We start from the raw sequence: 16123 nt of genomic DNA, 5'->3' as shown, positions 1-16123 counted from the left end.
CATGTTCGCGGCCCCATCATTCCACCCCGTTCGAAAGTGAAGTGTCATGACTGAAACCCTTACCCGCAACGACGCGCTAATCATTGACGGTGTGGCCTTGAATTCACGGCTCATCATGGGAACCGGTGGCGCGCCGAGCCTGTCGGGCCTGGGGGCTGCGCTCCTTGCCTCCGGCACCGAGCTGACAACTGTCGCCATGCGCAGGTACTCGGCGGGCGGTGCGGGGGAGGCAAACACCAACCTGTTTGGCCTGTTGCTCGAGCACAACATCCGCGTCCTGCCCAACACTGCCGGCTGTTTCACGGCCCGGGAAGCTGTCATGACGGCCGAGCTGGCCCGTGAGGCGTTGGAAACGGATTGGATCAAACTTGAGGTTATCGCCGACGAGCACACGCTGTTGCCCGACGCGCTGGAACTCGTGGACGCCACCGAGCAACTGGTCAACCGTGGTTTCAAGGTCTTCGCCTACACCAACGACGATCCCGTCCTGGCCCTGCGCCTGGAGCGGCTCGGTGCCGCCGCCGTGATGCCGCTGGGCGCGCCCATTGGGACGGGTCTGGGGATTTTGAACCCGCACAACATTGAACTGATAGTTTCCCGTGCCAGCATTCCCGTGGTGCTCGACGCCGGAATCGGCACAGCATCGGACGCAGCCCTGGCCATGGAGCTCGGTTGCGACGCCGTGCTGCTGGCAACCGCCGTGACCCGCGCGCAGGATCCGGTGCTGATGGCTCAGGCCTTCAAACACGCGGTGATAGGTGGCAGACTGGCAGCACAGGGTGGCCGCATTCCCAAGCGGGCGCACGCATTGGCTTCCTCGGCAATGGACGGCCGCCCCGATCTGTAGACATCTACTGTAAGGATCGTGCCATGGCTGCTCACGACGATGTATTGACCAGAACCCAGATCGACGGCGAGCTTTCCGCGCTGCCCCACTGGCGCTTCACAGGTGAGTTGCGCACAGTACTGAAGTGTCCGACGTCGGCCATCGCCTTGGACTTATTCGCCACCATCGGGGAGCTGGCCCAGCAGGCCAATCACCACCCCGATGTGGACTGGCGCTATGACACCTTGTTCATTTCCACGTGCTCGCACGACGCCGGGGGGCAGGTGACTGCGCGGGACATCGCCTTGGCACGGAGCATTTCGCTGGCGGCCACGGCGGCAGCGGCAGTGGCCAAACCGGAGCTGATCCGCGGCGCCTAGTGCATCTGCAAAATTGCTGTGGTCTTGGCGCGCCGCGCAGCGTGACGGCTGCGCCCCACCAGACCGGCCGTGGCCCAGGCGGCGGCACCGCCCACAACGATGGAGAGAATCCACGGGATCCAGGCGGTGGCGCCGTCATTGCCCAAACCAAGGGCCATGGTGATGATCCAGACAAGCAGGGAACTGGCGATGGCGGCACCGGCTGGAAGTGCTGCGCCAAAAGTGTTGCGGTGCCGATCCACGGCCCATGCTATGGCACCCAAAGCGCCGGTAGTTAACGCAATAATGACCACAGCAACCATGAACGTTCCGTCTCTATCTGTTTGTACCTGATGACTTGTGGGGTGCTTAGAGAGCGCCAAATCCTACGCTGCGAGCCTTCTCGCCACCGAGTTCAACGTACCCCAGGCTGTTGCCCGGAACAATTACCAGCCGGCCCTTTTCGTCTTTAAGACGCAGCTCGGTGCCCTTGGTCATGGCCTCGGAAACCAGGGCAGCGACGTCGTCCGCGCTTTGCTCTGATTCAAGGACAATTTCGCGGCTGATGTGTTGGATGCCGATCTTGATTTCCACAGATGTCTCCTGGTGCAAACTAAAGGCTAAATAGATGTACAAACCACTCTAGGGGCAGGGGGTTAGGTTTCCTTCGGGAAGCGGCTAATTCCGCGCCAAGCTAAACGGTAGACCAGATCGCTGGCCACATCGATGTCCAGGTCGCCGTTGGCTTCAAGCCAGTACCGGGCACTCACCTGGGCCATCCCGGCCAGGGCGCGGCCCAGCAGCGTGGCCTCCACCGGAGCAAGCCTGGTGTCCTCGGCGATGACTTGGCCAATGGCGTCGGCGTAGTTGGCATTGAATTTTTCCAGGCGGGCCGCCACTTCGGGATCGTTGACAAGATCCGATTCAAAGACAAGCCTGTGGGCCTGGTCGTCATTAGCCATGAAGTGGAAGTACGCCTTCATGGTGGCTTGGACGCGCAGCTTGTTATCAGTGGTGGAGTTCAGGGCGGCGACCAGCATGTTCGTCAACGACTCCAGATGGCTGTCCAGCAACGCCAAATACAGCTCCCGCTTGCTGGGGAAGTGTTGGTAGAGCACAGGTTTGCTGACCTTGGCTGTCTCCGCGATTTCATCCATGGCCGCCCCGTGATAGCCGTGGTTGACGAATACTTCCAAGGCAGAGCTCAACAACTGTGCGCGGCGTTCGTCCCGGGGCAGGCGCGCAGGGGTGGTGCGCGCGGCGGGTGTTTCCTTGGCGGAGGATTCTAAAGTCATGATGGCAGCCTTTCTCTCCGTCACCCCCTAGTTATCCGCAGGGGCCCGGTCGAACTCATTCTACTCGCCAGTAGTGCGCTCCAGGGAGTAAGCAGGACTAGATTAAGGGGTATGGTTTCCTTGATTCAACGCAACACCTCCGCCCCAACTGTTGCCTTGGCCCCCCTGGTGGAGCCGGGCCCGCCGCTGGCTGCACAGGAACTTCAGAGGTATTCGCGCCACGCCCTCATCCCGGAGATCGGTTTGGTGGGCCAGCGGCGGCTGCGAAACGCCCGTGTTCTGGTCATCGGTGCCGGTGGCCTGGGTTCCCCGGCCCTGCTGTATTTAGCTGCGGCGGGGGTGGGCACCTTGGGCATTGTTGACGACGACACGGTGGAGCTGAGCAACCTCCAACGCCAAGTCATTCACGGCGTGGGGGACATTGGGCGCACCAAGCTGGAGTCTGCCAAGGATTCCATCGAGTCCATCAACCCCGGCGTGAGCGTTGTGCTCCACCCGGTCCGCCTTGATGCCGACAATGCGCTGGAGATCTTTGCCGACTATGACGTGATTCTGGACGGTGCCGACAACTTCGCCACGCGCTACCTTGTGAACGATGCTGCGGCCCTGCTGGGCAAGCCCTATGTGTGGGGGTCAATTCTGCGCTTTGACGGCCAGGTCAGCGTGTTTTGGGACAAGTTCGGGCCCAACTACCGCGACCTCTACCCGGAACCTCCGGCTCCCGGAACTGTGCCCTCCTGTGCCGAAGGGGGCGTCTTTGGGATGCTGTGCGCCTCCATTGGTGCCATGATGGTCACCGAGGCCGTCAAACTCATCACCGGCATAGGACAAACGTTGCTGGGCAGGCTCCTGATCTTCGATGCCCTCACCGCACGTTGGCGTGAAATCCGGATCGCCAAGGACCCGGCAGCTGCATCCATCACCGGCCTCATCGACTATGACTACTTTTGCGGCATCCATGCCCCGGAGCAGAACGGCGACGATCTCATCTCGGCGAGCCAGCTCGCCGGCCGCCTGGCTCGGCGAACGGCAGGAAGCGATGACTTTGTCTTGATAGATGTGCGCGAACCGGTGGAATTTGAGATCGGGCGAATCCCCGGCTCCGTACTCATGCCGCTGGCGGGCATTCGGGATGGTTCGGCCCTGGAGCACGTGCCGCGCGGGGTGCCGCTGATAGTGCATTGCAAGGCTGGCAGCCGCTCGGCCCAGGCATTGGCGAGCCTGCGCGCGGCCGGATATGCCGACGTCGTTCATCTAGATGGCGGCATGGATGCCTGGTTGGCTAGCGACAAACGCGGTACACAGGAGTAAATTGCGCACAAGGAGTTCCAACACATAAGGCCCTTGTCATTGAACGGGGGCCGGCACTCGAAGAAGAGGCGCGACATGAGTCATGTGGAAAAACTGCACACACCCCAGGAGCCCATCGGCTCGGGCTTCGGCCATGACAGTACTGCCGGGGCGGTGCTGGCGGACATGGATCTAACCGGCTGCACGGCGATCGTCACGGGCGGCTACTCGGGTCTGGGGTTGGAGACTGTACGCGCCTTGGCAGGGGCAGGGGTGGATGTCACTGTGCCAGCACGCCGAGTGGGTTACGCACGGGAGGTGCTGGCCGCCGCTGATCTTGGCGGTGTGCAGGTCATTGCCATGGATCTGGGGGACCAGAAAAGCGTCAAGAAATTCGCCCGGAAGTATCTGGCATCCGGGGCTGGGCTGGATATCTTGATCAACAATGCTGCCATCATGGCCTGCCCGGAAACGCGTGTTGGACCCGGTTGGGAGGCGCAATTTGCTACCAACCATCTGGGTCATTTCACCCTGACCAATGAGCTGTGGTCCCTGCTGGCCGACGGCGGTGCGCGGGTGGTGTCGCTGACCTCCACCGGGCATAAGATTTCCGGAATCCACTTTGATGACCCGCACTTCACCGCTGGCTACGACAAGTGGCAGGCGTACGGACAAGCAAAAACGGCCAATGCGTTGTTTGCCGTGGAGACTGACAAGCGCGGTGCGGATCATGGGGTTCGGGCGTTTGCCGTGCACCCGGGCGGGATCATGACGGGGCTACAACGCCACCTCACCGACGAGGAAATGGTGGCCGCCGGCTGGATGAACGGAGAAGGAGTCGTGCGGGAGGGTTTCAAGACGCCCGAACAAGGCGCTGCAACAACGGTGTGGGCCGCCACCTCCCCGCTTTTGGACGGCAAGGGCGGAGTGTATTGCGAGGACTGCGATATTGCCCGGCCCACGGACCCGGAATCACCGTTGGCCCGCTTTGCCGGGGTGGACGCCCATGCCATCGATCCGGGTAGTGCGGCTAGGTTGTGGGAGCTCTCAGCAAAGCTGACAGGTGTGAACGCGCTGGAGTGACCGTCGCCGCGCTGTTTCGACATCTGACCCGCAGAAAACGCCGAAAATGCGCGCTTTTAGCGCGATTTTCGGCGTTTTCTGCGGGTCAGATCGGTTTAGGCTGTTGCGGCGTCGGGGGCTTCGGCATCGAGACCGTCGGCAAGGGTGAATCCCAGGGCGGCCGGCTCAATCTTGAGGCCATAGAGGGCATCAAGTGCTGCCAGGTAACTTTCGGCATCCCCGGCAGCGGCCAGTTCCTTGGCACGAACCGTGGGCAGGTGCAGGAGCTGCTTGACCATGCGACGCATGGCAAACGCGACCTCTTCGGTGGCGGCCGTACAGCCGTGCTGCTTGCGAACCTTGGCGATCTCGTCCTCCAGCACGCCCATGGTGTGCCGCCGCAAGGCCACAATGGCGTGATCCAGGGAGCGGGAGTTCTGGGCCTGGGCAAAGCTCTGCGTGGCAGCTGACACCATGGTCGCTGCCTGCGCCAACGTTGATTCCTGTTCGGCGGGGGCTGCCTGCCGCACGGTTTCCAGGGTCAACAAGTCCACCCCGTCCAGGGTGGCAATGTCGGGGGCAAAGTCGTGAGTCAGGGCCAAGTCGATGACAGTCAACTGCTGGGAATCCGGCGTGCGCAAGCGTGCCAAGTCCTGGCGCGTGACCTGCTGGTCGGATCCGCTGCAACCCACCAGCAGCGACGCCGTGGCGAGGGCCTTCGGGAGTGTTTGTTCGGTGAGTGCTGTGCCGCCTCGTGAGGCAACAAACGTTTCGGCCCGCCCGGAAGCGGAGTACACCGAAATGTCTGAGCAACCGCGCTGAGTCAATTGAGCCATGGCCGCCCCAGCATAGGCGCCCGTGCCAAACAAGATGGCCGACGTACCGGTCAGGGAGCGGTTTACGGTGGGCGTTTCCGCCAGTTCCGCGGCCAAGTCCAAGGCCACCGAGACAATTGACATGCCGCGGCGCCCCAGGGCTGTTTGGGCGCCAACGTCCTTGGCCGTTTTGGTGGCTGCCTGAAAGAGCCGCACCAGGGACGGTGTTGTGACACCTTGGGTCTGGGCCTCGCTGAGTGCCCGGCGCACCTGGCCGGCAATCTCGCGCTCACCCACAACCGCCGATTCCAAACCCGTGCTCACGGCAAACAGGTGCCGGGGGACGGCGTCGCCTTCCTGGGTGGTGAGCGCCTGTGAGACCAGCGTCTCGGTCAGGCCCGAGTGTTTGCTCACAGCAGCAATGACTGAGCTGCGGGCAGACTCCAGATCCTGTGCGCTCTGGGCGTGAACATAGAGTTCATAGCGATTGCAGGTGGCCAGCGTGACCATGCCGGCAACAGCGTTTTCGTGTTGGGTGAGCTCAGCACTGACCGCCGCGGCCCCGGCGCTAAGGCGGGCAACGGTTTCCAAGTCAATGGTGGTGTGCGAGGCAACGAGAGAAAAAAGAACCACAATGGCAATAGCGTAGACCTTTAAACGCAGTGTTTATACACAGGATGCCCTTAACCGTCAGCAAAAGACTGTGACGATGCTTACGTGAGCCACTGACTGTGTGCTTTACTACGGTGACAGTTTGTGCACAAAAGATGCCCAGATTGGCTCTGTAGGGTGGTGCCATGACACTGAGCCCTAGCCACCCGTTGATGGATGGCCGCACCGCCAATTCCCCGCTGATCACCGCCTACCGTGGTGGAAAGCCTAGCCGCCGGCCCGTCTGGTTCATGCGCCAGGCTGGCCGTTCCTTGCCCGAGTACCGTGAGCTGCGCGTGGGCACCACCATGCTGGATTCGTGCCTCAAGCCGGCCATGGCAGCTGAAATCACGCTTCAGCCTGTGCGCCGCCACGACGTTGACGCGGCCATCTTCTTCTCCGACATTGTGATCCCGCTCAAGCTGGCAGGGGTGGGCGTGGATATTGTCCCCGGCGTGGGGCCCGTCCTGGAGAAGCCCATTCGCACGGCCGAGGATGTCGCCAATCTGCCCGAGCTCACCGAGGAGGCCCTGGCCCCCATTCGTGAAGCGGTGGCCCTGGCCGTTGCGGAACTGGGCAGCACCCCACTCATCGGCTTCGCCGGGGCCCCGTTCACGGTGGCCGCCTACATGGTGGAGGGCAAGCCGTCCCGCGACCACCTGGGCCCGCGCACCATGATGCACGCACAGCCCGAGGTGTGGGCGGCGCTCATGAACTGGGCTGCGGACGCGTCCGGAAAATTCCTGCGCGCCCAAATCGAAGCCGGCGCCAGCGCCGGCCAACTCTTCGACTCCTGGGCGGGGTCGCTGGGACTTGCCGACTACACAGAACACGTGGCCCCGGCGTCGGCCCGGGCCTTGGATCATGTGCGCGATCTGGGCGTTCCGCTGATCCACTTCGGCACGGGCACCAGCGAACTCCTTGGCGCCATGCTGGAGGTGGGTGTGGACGTCATTGGTGTTGACTACAGGCTGCCGCTGGATGTTGCCAACCGCCGGCTTGGTGGCGTGGTGCCGCTGCAGGGCAACATTGATCCGGCCCTGCTGAACGCTCCGTGGGAGGTTTTGGAGGCTCATGTGCGTCAGGTGATAGCAGCTGGCGCGGCGGCGCCCGGACATGTGGTGAACTTGGGGCATGGGGTGCCGCCGGAGACTGACCCGGCCATTCTGACCCGACTTGTCGAGCTCATTCACTCCATTTAGCGCCAGTTTTAGCACCAGCCATTGAGGGGACACCATGGAAAACCGAAAACTAGCCGCCAAAGCCTACAGGCCGCAGCAGCACCCTGCGCCTAACAGCGCGGTGGTGGTGGGCGGTGGCATCTCGGGTTTGCTGGCTGCCTGGGGTCTTCAAAAAGCTGGCTTCCAGGTGAGCATCTTTGACGCGGCGGCGACCTGGGGTGGCTGCGTGGGCAGCCATGAGGTGGCCGGTGTGGTGCTGGACAGTGGTGCTGAATCGTTCGCCACCCGCAATACGGCCGTGGCTGACTTGATTGCCGAACTGGGGCTTGCGGAGAAGATTGTGACACCCAATCCGGCGGGCGCCTGGGTGTGGCTGCCGGACGGCCCGGTGCCGCTGCCCAAGACAGGTATTTTGGGTATTCCCGCGGACCTAACAGCCCCCGAGGTGCGTGCGGCCTTGGGCGCCTCCGGCGTTCTACGGGCAGCCCTGGACGCCAAAATGCCTGTTGCTGTTGGCACCAGCGAGCCCGTTTCCAGTGTGGCCGATCTTGTCCGGGCCCGCATGGGCAAGCGGGTGCTGGAGCGGCTGGTGGCGCCTGTGGTGGCCGGCGTTCATTCGGCGGATGCGGAACTTTTGGACGTGGACATGGTCGCACCGGGCCTGCGGGCAGGGATCCGCGAGCACGGTTCGTTGGCGGCCGCGGTGGCGGCGCAGCGCGCGGCCGGCAGCAAGCCCGGATCCGCCGTGGCAGGTCTGTCCGGCGGCATGCACACACTGGTGAGCGCCTTGGTGGAGGCGCTGCGAGCGGGCGGCGTCGCCATGCATGCGGGGCACCAGGTCAAGGCCATTTATCGTGGCGACACAGACCCTGCCGCTGCTGGGGCTGCCACGTCTGAGTCCTCCAGAAGGTACGACGGCGGCGCCCCCAAACGCTGGATTGTGGACTGGGAGCGTGGCACGGAACGCGGTTTTGCCGCAGCCAACGTGCTGGTGGTGGCCACCGACGGCCCCATGGCCGTGAAACTTCTGGGTCAGGAGCTCCCCGAGCTGCTGCCCTTCGCCCCCGCCCCGGGGCCGGATATTCGCCTGGTGACACTTGTGGTGGATGTCCCCGAGCTTGATTCGGCGCCGCGCGGCACGGGTGTGCTGGTGGCTCCCGGTGTGGATGGCATCGCGGCCAAGGCGCTGACCCACGCCACAGCCAAATGGGACTGGTTGGCGGAGACCACGGGCCCGGGCACGCACGTGGTGCGGCTCTCCTATGGCCGGGCAGGGGTCAAGGCCGCCGACGCTGTCAGGCTCACAGCACGCACCCCGAACGACTCCGATCTCATCGCCACGGCACTGGCCGACGCGTCATCACTGCTGGGCGTGCCGGTGGGTGAGGCGGATCTGCTGGGTGCCGATATTGTCCGCTGGCGGGGCGCCTTGCCGTTCGCCGCCGTCGGGCATCAAGGAAAAATGGCGCAGGTCCATGCCCTGGCACAAGCCGTTCCCGGCCTTGTCTTGACCGGCGCCTGGATGAGCGGCAACGGCCTGGCGGCTGTTGTCAGCGGCACCAGGCGGCAAATCCGGGCAGCCGTTGACGCGGCCAGCAAGCAGTGATCTTCGCCACGTTCTACGTAATGTAGAGAACCTCGGTTTTAGATTTCCGCGTGGTTGGGTGCAGACTTGAACGCATGAGCCACACAAACGCAGAATCTGTCACCAAAACTCCTGACGCGACACCGTACACGCTGTGGACTGTGTTCAAGCGGACAGGTTCGTTCGCCGGCGCGGAAGCCGCTGTTGCCGAGTTTGATGAACTGGTGGCCGCCCTAGCAGCGGAGAGCATCACGCTGCGCGGCGCCTATGACGTCTCCGCCATGCGCAACGACGCCGACATCATGGTCTGGCTGGTGGGCGCCGTTCCCGAAGACCTGCAAAAGGCTGTGCGTTCCATTCGCCGCACGGAGCTTTTCGCCAACACCGAGATTGCCTGGTCGGCCATGGGCGTGCACCGCGAGGCGGAGTTCGCCAAGAGCCATGCGCCCAGCTACATGGGGCCCAACGAACCCAAGGGCTGGGTTTGTGTTTACCCGTTTGTGCGCTCCTACGACTGGTACATCCTGCCCGCCGAGGACCGCAGCCGCATGTTGCGCGAGCACGGCATGCTGGGCCGGGAATTCCCGCAGATTCTGGCCAACACCGTATCCGCCTTCGCCCTCGGGGACTGGGAATGGCTGCTGGCCCTGGAAGCCGACGAGCTCACCGACCTGGTGGACATGATGCGCCACCTGCGCTACTCCGACGCACGCCTCCACGTCCGCGAAGAGGTGCCGTTCTACACGGGCCGCCGCATCGCCAGCGCCGAGGTTGCCGAGGTTCTGCGATGACCGCTCCGGTAGCAGCCCCGGCCCACTACGACGCCGTCCTACTGGCCTCTTTTGGTGGTCCCGAGGGCCAGGACGACGTCATCCCGTTCCTGCGCAATGTCACGCGCGGGCGCGGCATCCCGGACGAGCGGCTGGAAGAAGTCAGCCACCACTACCGCACAAATGGCGGCATCAGCCCCATCAACGCCCTGAACCGGGCCCTGAAGGCTGCGCTGGAAGCCGAGCTGGCTGCCCGCAACATCGACTTGCCGGTGTTGTGGGGCAACCGGAACTGGGACCCGTACATTCCGGCAGTTTTGCAGGACGCGTACGACGCCGGTCACCGCCGACTCCTGATGGTCACCACCAGCGCCTACTCGTGTTATTCAAGCTGCCGCCAGTACCGCGAGGACATCGGCATGGCCCTGACGGAGTCGGGCCTGGACGGCAAGCTTGCCGTGGACAAGGTGCGCCAATACTTTGACCACCCCGGTTTCGTGGAGCCCTTCATCGAGGGAACCGCCGCATCCTTGGCCACCGTGAAGGCAGCCCTCGCCGCCGCCGGAAAAGCCCAGGATTCAGTGCACGTCATGTTCGCCACGCACTCGATCCCCACCCGGGATGCCGAGGCCGCAGGCAACTCGGTCAATGAAACCCGCGAATTTGCTGAAAACTCCGCCTACGTGGCCCAACACCTGGCCGCGGCGGAGGCCATCATGGCCCGGGTTGACCCCGCCCAGGAGTGGTCGCTGGTGTACCAGTCCCGGTCCGGCGCGCCCCATGTGCCGTGGCTGGAACCCGACATCAACGATGCCCTGGCCGAGCTGCCTGCCGCCGGCACCCAGGGCGTTGTGGTGGTGCCGCTGGGCTTCGTCAGCGACCACATGGAGGTCCTGTGGGACCTCGACACCGAGGCAGCGGAAACGTGCGCCGACCTGGGCTTGATTTTTGACCGCGCCCCCACTCCGGGAAGCCACCAAAAGTTTGTCCGCGGCCTGGTGGACTTGATCTGCGAACGCACGGTGGAAAACCACATCGAAGAACGCCCGGCCATGACGAAGCTGGGGCCCTGGTTTGATGTGTGCAACCCCGGTTGCTGCGCGAACTTCCGTGGCGAGAAGCCTGTCATTGCCGAGGTGGGCAGCACGGTGGGTCTGGTGGCCTCCGGCGGCGGGAATAGCCGCTAAACGCCATGGCAGGGATAATAAGTACTGTGAAAATTGGAACCCGCGGAAGCAAACTGGCCCTGAGCCAGACTCAACAAATTACCGATCAGCTCAGCGCCGTTGGCGGCTTTGAGGCAGAGATCGTCCCCATCAAGACCGACGGCGACGTCCTCACGGGCCCGTTGTCGCAAATGGGTGGCACGGGCGTCTTCGCCGCCGAGCTGCGGGCAGCAGTTCTGGATTCACGCGTGGACGTTGCCGTGCATTCGCTCAAGGACCTGCCAACAGCTGCCGTGCCGGGCCTGACCCTGGCCGCCGTGCCGCAGCGGGCCGATGCCCGCGACGCACTGTGCGCCCGGGGCGGTCTCACCCTGGCGCAGCTGCCTCAGGGTGCCAGCGTGGGTACCGGTTCACCCCGCCGAGCAGCCCAGCTCTTGGCTGCCCGCCCGGACCTGAGGGTCGTGGACATCCGTGGCAATGTGGACACCCGCCTGGCCCGGGTTGCTGGCCTGCCCGGTAACCCGGCCGCCGAGACGGTTCCCGGCAAGACCAGCGACCTCGATGCAGTCGTCCTTGCCGCAGCCGGCCTGACACGCATTGGCCGCCTGGATACCGTCACCGAATTTTTGTCCTCCGAGGTGATGCTCCCGGCCCCCGGCCAAGGTGCACTCGCCCTGGAATGCCGCACCGCCGACGCCGATCTCACAGGCACCCTGGGCCAGTCCCTGGCTGCCGTTGACCACCAGGACACGCGCCTGGCCATCACGGCCGAACGCGCGCTCCTGGCACGCCTTGAGGCGGGCTGCAGCGCCCCCGTGGGAGCCTTCGCCCACCGCAAGGGCTCCATGCTCTACCTGGAGGCTGTTGTCGCCTCCCTCGACGGCACACGCACCATGCGCGTGAAGAAAGCCACCGACGGTCTCAGCAGCGTTGGCGCCACCCTCCTTGGCATTGAACTGGCCGAGGAACTGCTCGCCGACGGTGCCGGGGACTTGGCGGATCTGGCCGGCTCGGCGCAGTGACGCAGGGCCCGCTCACAGGTTTGCGCGTTGCCGTGACGCGCAGCGCCGACCGGGCCGGGGCCTTCGCCGATGCCCTGGCTGCTGCTGGGGCTGAGCCGGTTTTGGTGCCGCTCATCGACTTTGAGACGGCAGATCAAGCCGTGCTGAGCGCCGCGCTGGCCCGGCTTGCGGCGGGGGAGTACAGCTGGCTGGTGGTCAGCTCCATAACAACTGTGCGGGCGCTGAAACAATGGTGTGAGGTGGCTGGTATGTCGCTGGCTGACCTTGTTCCCGCGACAACGTCGGTGGCAACCATTGGGCCCACCTCCGCTGCCGTGCTGGCCGCCGAGGGCATCCAGGCGCAGCTGGCCCCCGTAGATCTTCAGTCTGCGGCGGGGCTCGTTGAGCTGTGGCCGCTGTTGCACGACGGCGGTGGAAGGGTTTTGCTGCCGCAGTCGGACCTGGCCGAAGCCACCCTGGTGGACGGCCTGGACGCCAAGGGCTGGGATGCGGACGTTGTCACGGCCTACAGCACGGTGGACTACCCAGCCCGGGAGGGGAAGCGGTTGACGGCGGCGCTGAATGGTGCAACGCCTGGTGGTCCCGGCACGAGCTACCCGCTACTCACCCCGGCCCAAGCGGCACGGGAGGCTCAGGCGGGACTGATTCACGCCGTCGTACTGGCCTCCGGAAGTGCAGCGCGACGGGTTGCCGCAACCATGGCTCCGCTGCCGGATGACTGTTTGGTGATAGCCATTGGACAGCCAACGCGGGCGCAGGCACAGCGGCTGGGCCTGCGGGTTGCGGCCACGGCCACGCACCCCACACCCGCGGGAATCGTTGCAGCATTGGGCGATGCCCACAATAATTTTCACACCACGTAATTTACGGAGAATCCACAGTGAGCTTCCCTCAGCACCGTCCGCGCCGTCTGCGCACCACACCAGCCATGCGCACGCTGGTGAGCGAATATCGGCTGGCGCCGGCGGACTTGATTTTGCCCGTCTTCATTCGCGAGGACCTTAGCGAGCCCAAACCCATCAGCTCCATGCCCGGCGTCGTCCAGCACACCACGGCCTCCCTGGTGGCGGCCGCCCGCGAGGCACGTGAGTTGGGGCTCGGCGGCATCATGCTTTTCGGTATTCCCGCCGCCCGCGACGCGACAGGCTCCGCCGGCCTGGACCCGTTCGGGGTGCTGAACAAGGCCATCCGGGATGTGCGGGCCGTGGTGGGCGATGATCTGGTGGTGATGAGCGATCTGTGCCTGGATGAGTTTACCGACCACGGGCACTGTGGGGTCCTGAACGCCGCCGGTGAGGTGGACAATGACGCCACGTTGGGCGTTTACGCCAAAATGGCTGTGGCGCAGGCGTCCGCGGGGGCGCACGTGGTGGCGCCGTCGGGGATGATGGATGGCCAGGTGGCGGTGATCCGTGAATCGCTGGACGCGGCAGGCTATGCAGATGTTTCGGTGCTGGCGTACGCCGCCAAATACGCCTCGGCGTTCTACGGTCCGTTCCGGGAGGCCGTGGATTCACAGCTCGACGGCGACCGCCGCAGCTACCAGATGGACCCGGGCAACCGCCGCGAGGCCCTGCACGAGGTTGAACTGGACTTGGCCGAGGGGGCCGACATCGTCATGGTCAAGCCGGCCATGAGCTACCTGGACATTCTGGCCGACGTGGCAGCCATGTCCCCAGTCCCCGTGGCCGCCTATCAAATCTCCGGCGAGTACGCCATGATTGAGGCCGCAGCCGCCAACGGCTGGATCAATCGCCGCGCAGCCATTGAGGAATCAGTGCTGAGCATCAAGCGGGCCGGCGCCAACATGATCCTGACGTACTGGGCGGCCGAGCTGGCCGGCTGGATGCGCAAGAACTAACGCCCCGCCAGCATCCTGTTCGCCACTACTTATTGACTCGAAGGAAAACTCATGACCAGCTCGCAAGAACTCTTTGATCGCGCCAAGACCCTGATGCCCGGTGGGGTGAACTCGCCCGTGCGCGCCTTTGGCTCGGTGGGTGGCACACCGCGCTTCATGGTCAACGCCAAGGGTGCCTACCTCACCGACGCAGACGGCCGCGACTACGTGGACCTCGTGTGTTCTTGGGGTCCGGCCCTGCTGGGCCACGCCCACCCGGACGTGCTTGCGGCCGTCCACGCGGCCGTCGACCACGGCCTGAGCTTCGGCGCCTCCACCCCGGCCGAAAGCGAACTGGCCGCTTTGGTGCAGGGGCGCGTGTCCGGCGTCGAACGCTTGCGCATGGTTTCCACGGGCACCGAGGCCACCATGACTGCCGTGCGTCTGGCCCGCGGTTTCACCGGCCGTGACCTGATCATCAAGTTCGCCGGCTGCTACCACGGCCACCTGGACTCCCTGCTGGCCGCAGCAGGTTCGGGCCTGGCCACTCTCGCGTTGCCCGGCTCGGCAGGCGTCACGGCCGCAACCGCCGCCGAAACGTTGGTGCTGCCGTACAACGACCTGGCCGCCGTCGAAGCAGCATTTGCCGCTCACGGGGACAAGATTGCCGCCGTCATCACCGAGGCGGCGCCGGCCAACATGGGCGTGGTGACCCCGGGCGTCGGGTTCAACGCAGGGCTCTCACGCATCACTGCGGCCAACGGCGCCCTGCTGATCCTGGACGAGGTCCTGACCGGATTCCGGGTTGGTGCTGCCGGGTACTGGGGCCTGACCGGCGCTTCGGAAGGGTGGACCCCTGACCTGTTCACCTTTGGCAAGGTCATTGGTGGCGGGCTTCCCACGGCGGCACTGGGCGGCCGCGCGGACGTCATGGACTACCTGGCTCCCTTGGGCCCGGTCTACCAGGCCGGCACGTTGTCCGGCAACCCCGTGGCCATGGCCGCCGGTGTTGCCACCCTGACGGCCGCCACCGCGTCGGTCTACGCCACGGTTGATGCGCGTTCCCTGGAATTGTCTGAGGCCTTGTCGTCTGCCCTGTCCGCCGAAGGCGTGGACCACTCCATCCAGCGGGCCGGGAACTTGTTCTCGGTGGCGTTTGGCACCTCCGCTGGGGGCGTGCACAACTACGCCGACGCGCAGGCCCAGGAGGCGTTCCGCTACGCGCCGTTCTTCCACGCCATGCTGGACGCCGGCGTGTACCTGCCGCCGAGCGTCTTTGAGGCGTGGTTCCTGTCCGCCGCACACGACGACGCCGCCATGAACCGCATCTTCGCAGTCCTCCCGGCAGCGGCAAAGGCAGCCGCGGCCGCCACTCGCTAACCCCTCCCCGGGAATCTGTGTGGCAGTTGTTGGACAAAACACCCAAAATCGGTGCGCGTTTAGACAACTGACCCGCAGAAAACGGCGAAAATCGCTCCAAAATGGAGCATTTTCGCCGTTTTCTGCGGGTCAGTTGGAAAAAGCTAGAGGACGTCCGAGAGGAAACCCTTCAGGCGGTCCGTCTTCGGGGCCGTGAACAGTTCATCCGGTGATCCAGTTTCAACCACCACACCGCCGTCCATGAACGTCACAGTGTCGGAGACATTGCGGGAGAAACCCATCTCGTGCGTCACCACAACCATTGTCATGCCGCCCTTGGACAGGTCTGTCATCAACGCCAGCACACCCTTGACCAGTTCTGGGTCAAGAGCACTGGTGGCCTCGTCAAAGAACATCACCTCGGGCTCCATGGCCAGGGCCCGGGCAATGGCCACGCGTTGCTGCTGGCCACCGGAGAGGTTGCCGGGGCGGACGTCGGCCTTGTGCTTGAGCCCAACAAGGTCCAGCTGCTCCATCGCCTTGGCGTGAGCCTGGTCCTTGGGCATCTTGCGGATCTTGCTCAGCGCCAGGGAAACGTTCTGAACAACTGTCTTGTGCGGGAACAAGTTGAACTGCTGGAAGACCATGCCGATACGACGGCGGAGCTCATCCGGGTTGTCCTTCAAGACGGAGCGGCCGTCAAGGAAGATGTCGCCCTGCTCCGGTTCGATCAGCCGGTTCATGACACGCAGCAACGTTGACTTGCCCGAACCCGAAGGGCCAATCACGGATGCCGTGGTGCCCTTGGGCACGTGCAGGTCAATGCCACGCAGGACGTGGTTTGAGCCGAACGACAGGTGGATGTTCTTGGCGGTCAGGGTTCCTGAACTAAATTCACTCAT

At 64.4% G+C, this 16123-nt stretch carries 17 protein-coding genes; 12 read left to right on the top strand and 5 right to left on the bottom strand.

Translation table 11 applies throughout. From position 1 onward, the window contains the following. Positions 1-46: 46 nt before the first annotated feature. Complete coding sequence (locus ACX80E_RS11460) at positions 47-847, top strand: thiazole synthase (protein ID WP_459302078.1); 801 nt, start codon at positions 47-49, stop codon at positions 845-847. 23 nt (positions 848-870) lie between these two features. Beyond that, positions 871-1206, top strand: a complete 336-nt coding sequence (locus tag ACX80E_RS11455; RefSeq protein WP_459302077.1) for a 4a-hydroxytetrahydrobiopterin dehydratase — start codon at positions 871-873, stop codon at positions 1204-1206. Here the strand turns inward: ACX80E_RS11455 and ACX80E_RS11450 are convergent. The 3 genes from ACX80E_RS11450 to ACX80E_RS11440 form a co-directional block, all read right to left on the bottom strand. Further along, complete coding sequence (locus ACX80E_RS11450) at positions 1203-1508, bottom strand: hypothetical protein (protein WP_459302076.1); 306 nt, start codon at positions 1506-1508, stop codon at positions 1203-1205. The genes ACX80E_RS11455 and ACX80E_RS11450 overlap by 4 nt on opposite strands. A gap of 46 nt (positions 1509-1554) precedes the next feature. Next, positions 1555-1779: a DUF3107 domain-containing protein gene (locus ACX80E_RS11445; protein ID WP_459302075.1), complete on the bottom strand. Its 225-nt coding sequence runs from the start codon at positions 1777-1779 to the stop codon at positions 1555-1557. A gap of 62 nt (positions 1780-1841) precedes the next feature. Next, positions 1842-2480 (bottom strand): TetR/AcrR family transcriptional regulator, encoded by a 639-nt coding sequence (locus ACX80E_RS11440; RefSeq protein WP_459302074.1) that lies wholly within the window; start codon positions 2478-2480, stop codon positions 1842-1844. A 111-nt stretch (positions 2481-2591) separates the two neighbouring features. On the opposite strand from ACX80E_RS11440, the gene moeB reads away from it, so the two are divergent. After that, complete coding sequence (gene moeB, locus ACX80E_RS11435) at positions 2592-3791, top strand: molybdopterin-synthase adenylyltransferase MoeB (RefSeq protein WP_459302073.1); 1200 nt, start codon at positions 2592-2594, stop codon at positions 3789-3791. Between the two features lie 75 nt (positions 3792-3866). Then, complete coding sequence (locus ACX80E_RS11430; RefSeq protein ID WP_459302072.1) at positions 3867-4853, top strand: SDR family NAD(P)-dependent oxidoreductase; 987 nt, start codon at positions 3867-3869, stop codon at positions 4851-4853. A gap of 95 nt (positions 4854-4948) precedes the next feature. On the opposite strand, the gene ACX80E_RS11425 is transcribed toward ACX80E_RS11430, so the two are convergent. Further along, positions 4949-6280, bottom strand: coding sequence for a glutamyl-tRNA reductase (locus ACX80E_RS11425; protein WP_459302071.1), 1332 nt, complete (start codon positions 6278-6280; stop codon positions 4949-4951). Positions 6281-6444: 164 nt separating this feature from the next. On the opposite strand from ACX80E_RS11425, the gene hemE reads away from it, so the two are divergent. From hemE to hemL, 8 genes are all read left to right on the top strand, one after another. Then, entirely contained in the window at positions 6445-7500 is a 1056-nt protein-coding gene (hemE, locus tag ACX80E_RS11420) for a uroporphyrinogen decarboxylase (RefSeq protein WP_459302070.1), read from the top strand. Between the two features lie 34 nt (positions 7501-7534). Then, positions 7535-9085 (top strand): protoporphyrinogen/coproporphyrinogen oxidase, encoded by a 1551-nt coding sequence (locus ACX80E_RS11415; RefSeq protein WP_459302069.1) that lies wholly within the window; start codon positions 7535-7537, stop codon positions 9083-9085. Between the two features lie 74 nt (positions 9086-9159). Next, on the top strand, positions 9160-9855 hold the full coding sequence (gene hemQ / locus ACX80E_RS11410; RefSeq protein WP_459302068.1) for a hydrogen peroxide-dependent heme synthase: 696 nt from the start codon (positions 9160-9162) through the stop codon (positions 9853-9855). Beyond that, complete coding sequence (locus tag ACX80E_RS11405) at positions 9852-11021, top strand: ferrochelatase (protein WP_459302067.1); 1170 nt, start codon at positions 9852-9854, stop codon at positions 11019-11021. The genes hemQ and ACX80E_RS11405 overlap by 4 nt, the downstream gene beginning before the upstream one ends. Positions 11022-11026: 5 nt before the next feature. Then, entirely contained in the window at positions 11027-12022 is a 996-nt protein-coding gene (hemC, locus tag ACX80E_RS11400) for a hydroxymethylbilane synthase (protein ID WP_459302066.1), read from the top strand. Beyond that, the gene (locus ACX80E_RS11395; protein WP_459302064.1) at positions 12019-12885 is read left to right on the top strand and encodes a uroporphyrinogen-III synthase; all 867 of its coding nucleotides are present in this window, start codon (positions 12019-12021) and stop codon (positions 12883-12885) included. The genes hemC and ACX80E_RS11395 overlap by 4 nt, the downstream gene beginning before the upstream one ends. A 17-nt stretch (positions 12886-12902) precedes the next feature. Beyond that, the gene (gene hemB, locus ACX80E_RS11390; RefSeq protein WP_459302063.1) at positions 12903-13883 is read left to right on the top strand and encodes a porphobilinogen synthase; all 981 of its coding nucleotides are present in this window, start codon (positions 12903-12905) and stop codon (positions 13881-13883) included. A 51-nt stretch (positions 13884-13934) separates the two neighbouring features. Continuing rightward, on the top strand, positions 13935-15242 hold the full coding sequence (hemL, locus tag ACX80E_RS11385) for a glutamate-1-semialdehyde 2,1-aminomutase (protein ID WP_459302062.1): 1308 nt from the start codon (positions 13935-13937) through the stop codon (positions 15240-15242). 143 nt (positions 15243-15385) lie between these two features. Here hemL and ACX80E_RS11380 read toward each other — a convergent pair whose 3' ends face one another. Beyond that, positions 15386-16123, bottom strand: coding sequence for an amino acid ABC transporter ATP-binding protein (locus ACX80E_RS11380; RefSeq protein ID WP_459302061.1), 738 nt, complete (start codon positions 16121-16123; stop codon positions 15386-15388).

The sequence above is a fragment of the Arthrobacter sp. TMN-49 genome (assembly GCF_054511095.1).
Note: the sequence above shows the minus strand (reverse complement) of the source record. Positions and strands in the feature narration are given on the sequence as shown.

Coding starts and splice junctions, on each gene's coding strand:
- ACX80E_RS11405 (WP_459302067.1), top strand. CDS start 9,852: ATGACCGCTCCGGTAGCAGCCCCGGCCCACTACGACGCCGTCCTACTG.
- ACX80E_RS11440 (WP_459302074.1), bottom strand. CDS start 2,480: ATGACTTTAGAATCCTCCGCCAAGGAAACACCCGCCGCGCGCACCACC.
- hemL (WP_459302062.1), top strand. CDS start 13,935: ATGACCAGCTCGCAAGAACTCTTTGATCGCGCCAAGACCCTGATGCCC.
- moeB (WP_459302073.1), top strand. CDS start 2,592: ATGGTTTCCTTGATTCAACGCAACACCTCCGCCCCAACTGTTGCCTTG.
- hemE (WP_459302070.1), top strand. CDS start 6,445: ATGACACTGAGCCCTAGCCACCCGTTGATGGATGGCCGCACCGCCAAT.
- hemQ (WP_459302068.1), top strand. CDS start 9,160: ATGAGCCACACAAACGCAGAATCTGTCACCAAAACTCCTGACGCGACA.
- ACX80E_RS11455 (WP_459302077.1), top strand. CDS start 871: ATGGCTGCTCACGACGATGTATTGACCAGAACCCAGATCGACGGCGAG.
- ACX80E_RS11430 (WP_459302072.1), top strand. CDS start 3,867: ATGAGTCATGTGGAAAAACTGCACACACCCCAGGAGCCCATCGGCTCG.
- ACX80E_RS11380 (WP_459302061.1), bottom strand. CDS start 16,123: ATGAGTGAATTTAGTTCAGGAACCCTGACCGCCAAGAACATCCACCTG.
- hemC (WP_459302066.1), top strand. CDS start 11,027: ATGGCAGGGATAATAAGTACTGTGAAAATTGGAACCCGCGGAAGCAAA.
- ACX80E_RS11450 (WP_459302076.1), bottom strand. CDS start 1,508: ATGGTTGCTGTGGTCATTATTGCGTTAACTACCGGCGCTTTGGGTGCC.
- ACX80E_RS11415 (WP_459302069.1), top strand. CDS start 7,535: ATGGAAAACCGAAAACTAGCCGCCAAAGCCTACAGGCCGCAGCAGCAC.
- ACX80E_RS11460 (WP_459302078.1), top strand. CDS start 47: ATGACTGAAACCCTTACCCGCAACGACGCGCTAATCATTGACGGTGTG.